Origin of the sequence: Micromonospora sp. NBRC 110038 (assembly GCF_020884815.1) — a bacterium.
Classification (GTDB): Bacteria; Actinomycetota; Actinomycetes; order Mycobacteriales; family Micromonosporaceae; genus Micromonospora; species Micromonospora haikouensis.
In genome coordinates, this window is sequence record NZ_BBOL01000020.1 from 1 (window position 1) to 3,051 (window position 3,051).

The 3,051-nt window shown below is 74.7% G+C and carries 3 protein-coding genes and 1 pseudogene; 3 read left to right on the forward strand and 1 reads right to left on the reverse strand.

What is annotated here, in order from left to right; all coding sequences use genetic code 11:
* Positions 1-99 precede the first annotated feature (99 nt).
* The 3 genes from LPU61_RS31405 to LPU61_RS31900 all read left to right on the forward strand — a co-directional run bounded on the left by LPU61_RS31405 (position 100) and on the right by LPU61_RS31900 (position 2,741).
* The gene (locus LPU61_RS31405) at positions 100-1,200 is read left to right on the forward strand and encodes a PIN domain-containing protein (RefSeq protein WP_229406981.1); all 1,101 of its coding nucleotides are present in this window, start codon (positions 100-102) and stop codon (positions 1,198-1,200) included.
* Between the two features lie 139 nt (positions 1,201-1,339).
* Positions 1,340-1,696, forward strand: coding sequence for a hypothetical protein (locus tag LPU61_RS31410; protein WP_141722256.1), 357 nt, complete (start codon positions 1,340-1,342; stop codon positions 1,694-1,696).
* Positions 1,683-2,741: a hypothetical protein gene (locus tag LPU61_RS31900; RefSeq protein ID WP_144420247.1), complete on the forward strand. Its 1,059-nt coding sequence runs from the start codon at positions 1,683-1,685 to the stop codon at positions 2,739-2,741. Before LPU61_RS31410 ends, LPU61_RS31900 begins: the two co-directional genes overlap by 14 nt.
* 152 nt (positions 2,742-2,893) lie before the next feature.
* On the opposite strand, the pseudogene LPU61_RS31420 reads toward LPU61_RS31900, so the two are convergent.
* Positions 2,894-3,051: pseudogene (locus tag LPU61_RS31420) on the reverse strand (sulfate adenylyltransferase); the annotation flags it as partial.

A 3,051-nucleotide genomic window follows, 5' to 3' on the forward strand; every position in this document is an offset into this window, starting at 1 on the left:
CCGCCACCTCCGACAGTCGCGCCGCGCCGCCACCCCCGACAGCCGTGCCGCGCGGCGCGTACGCCGCAGGTGGCCGGCACCGGGCGTACGCTGGCGTCCGTGGATCACGAAGACCGCATCGCCCTGTTCCTCGACTACGAGAACCTCGCGCTGGGGGCGCGCGAGCACCTCGGCGGCATGGTCTTCGACCTGCGTCCGATCGCCGACGCCCTCGCCGAGCGGGGGCGGGTGGTGGTGCGCCGGGCGTACGCCGACTGGTCCTACTTCGACGAGGACCGGCGGATGCTCACCCGCTCCCACGTCGAGCTGATCGAGATGCCCCAGCGCATGGGCGCCTCGCGCAAGAACGCCGCCGACATCAAGATGGCCGTCGACGCCGTGGAGCTGGCCTTCGAGCGCGCGTACGTCTCGACGTTCGTGATCTGCACCGGCGACAGCGACTTCACCCCGCTGGTCCACAAGCTGCGGGAGCTCAACAAGCGGGTCATCGGCGTGGGCGTGGAGAAGTCCACCTCGGCGCTGCTGCCACCGGCGTGCGACGAGTTCCTCTACTACGACCGTCTCGAGGGCGTCGACGTCCCGCCGGCGCGGGCCCGGCGCGGCCGGCCCGCCCGGCTGCCCAGCCCGGAGCCCGAGCAGGTCGAGCAGGCGGAGCCGGTGGAGGCGGCGGAGCCCGAGGCGCAGCCGGTGGGCGCGGAGCCGGCCCGCGACGTCGACACGCTCAGCGTGCTGGTGGCCCAGACCGTGGCCGGCCTCCAGGGCAGCTCCAGCGGGGAGGTCACCGCCTCGACGCTCAAGCGCACCCTGTTGCGCAAGGACCCGACGTTCAGCGAGTCCGACTACGGCTTCCGCACCTTCGGCGAGCTGCTGCGGCACCTCGCCGGCCGGACGGTGATCGAGCTGGCCGAGGGGCCGGCGAAGGGCGACCCCGAGGTGTCCCTGCCCGAGCACGGCGACCGGGAGGTGGCCTTCGGGCTGCTCCGGTCCGTCGTCGCCGACCTGGCTCGCGGCGAGGGCGACGTCGCCCTGTCGGGGCTGAAGAACCAGCTGCGCCGGGCGCGCCCGGACTTCAGCGAGAAGAAGCTCGGCTACCGCAGCTTCCTCCAGTTCTGCAAGGCCGCCGCGACCAGCGGGGTCGTCGACCTGCGGTGGAGCGCCGACGCCGACGACTACCTGCTGACCGTGCCGGCGGCCTCCTGACCGCGCTTTCGCGGCCCACCACAACGGACGGTCCGGGCCGGACGGTCCGTTGTGGCGCCCGGCTACCGTGGGCAGTGGCGTCGCCACCCACGCGTGGGGCGGTGCCGGTGGCGGCTCCCTCGATCGCTAGGGTTGGGACGTGTCTCTATGGATGGCCGCGATGTGGGGAATGGTCGGCAGCGCCGTCGCGGAGGCACTGAATCTCTCCGCCATGATGCGCCCGACCAGCGAGTCCGGGGGCCGGTGGCAGTGGCCGTGGCGGGACCGGCGGGACCGGCCGATCGTCGTCTTCGCCGTCCTGCTGCGGGCGGCGGCGGGGACCGGCCTGGCCGCCGCGGCCGGCGCGGGTGGCCTGGCCGACACGGCGTTCGCCAGCTTCACCTTCGGGGTGGCCGCGCCGCTGGTGATCGCCAAGATGTTCGACCAGGTCCGGGTGGAACCGCCGGCCGAACCGCCCGCCGACACACCGGACGGTGACCACGATGACGGCGCGTGACAGCCGGTGGCAGCGGTGGGTCGCCGCGCTGGCCGCCCGGCCGGCGACGACCACGACCGCCGCGCCCGTTCCCGGGCGCACCAGGTTGGCCGCCGCGCTGGCCGCGCGGCCGGTCGCCGGCCCGCGCCGCCCGCCGCCGTCCGCGTTCGGGGACGCGCACGCCGAGGGCGGCAAGCTCACCGAGCGGGTGAAGGGGATCCTGGCCGCCGTCCTGGGCGTGACCGCCGACCAGCTGCGGGTCGACGCCGACGGCGACGTGGGCATCCGCGCCGGCTCCGCCATGATCTTCGTACGCGTCCAGGACGACCCGCCCCTGGTGGACGTCTTCTCGCCGCTGCTCACCGGCGTCGAGCCGACCGAGACGCTCTACCAGCGCCTCTCCGACCTGACCAACGGGCTGGTCGTCGGCCGGGTCTACTGCACCGGCGGCACGGTCTGGGCCTCCATCCCCGTCTTCGGGCAGGACTTCGTCCCCACCCACCTGCTGCTGGCCGTACGCGGAATGATCGCCCTGGCCGACGACCTCGACGACCGGCTGCGCCTGGAGTTCGGCGGCAGCCGGTTCTTCGGGTCGGAGGCGACCGGGCTGACCCCGGTGCCCGACCCGACCGGCTACCTGCGCGACCTCGCCGACTCGGGGGCCTCCGGGGCGCGGGGGGCGGGCAGCGTCCTGGTCGACCTGCTGGCCGACCGTGGGCACACCGACGAGCTGCGGCTGCGCGCCGACCACGGCGACGGGCACGCCGCCGCCCGGTTGGCGGCGCTGCTGGCCGAGCGGGGCCAGGCCGAGGAGGCCGAACGCTACTGGCGCGTGGCCGCCGACCTCGGCGATCCCGGGGCGCACGACGAGTTGGCGGCCCTGCTGGCCGCAGGTGGTCGTCCGGACGAGGCGATCGACCTGCTGCGCCGCTCCGTCGAGCAGGGCAACCGGCGGTCCCTGCCGCTGCTGATCACGCTGCTGACCGAGCGCGGGCAGCTCGACGAGGGCATCGACCTGCTGCGCCGCTGGGCGGCCCGGGTCGACCCGCCGGGGCGCGGGGCCTAGCTGGCCGCTGCGCCCACGATCGCGGCGCGACGTGCACGAACCTGCCGGCGGCGTGCCCGACGATCGCGGTGGCGTGCCCGACGATGCCGCCGGCGCACACGACGATCGGGGGCCGGCGAACGCCGACCCCCGATCCTCTTCGCGGCGCGACGTCAGTCGCGCTGCACGACCATGCCCGCGCCCACCGTGCGGTTGGTGGCCTCGTCGATGATCACGAAGCCTCCCGTCGTGCGGTTGCGGTGGTAGTCGTCGACGAGCAGCGGAACGGTGGTGCGGATGCGGATCCGGCCGATCTCGTTGAGTTTGAGGT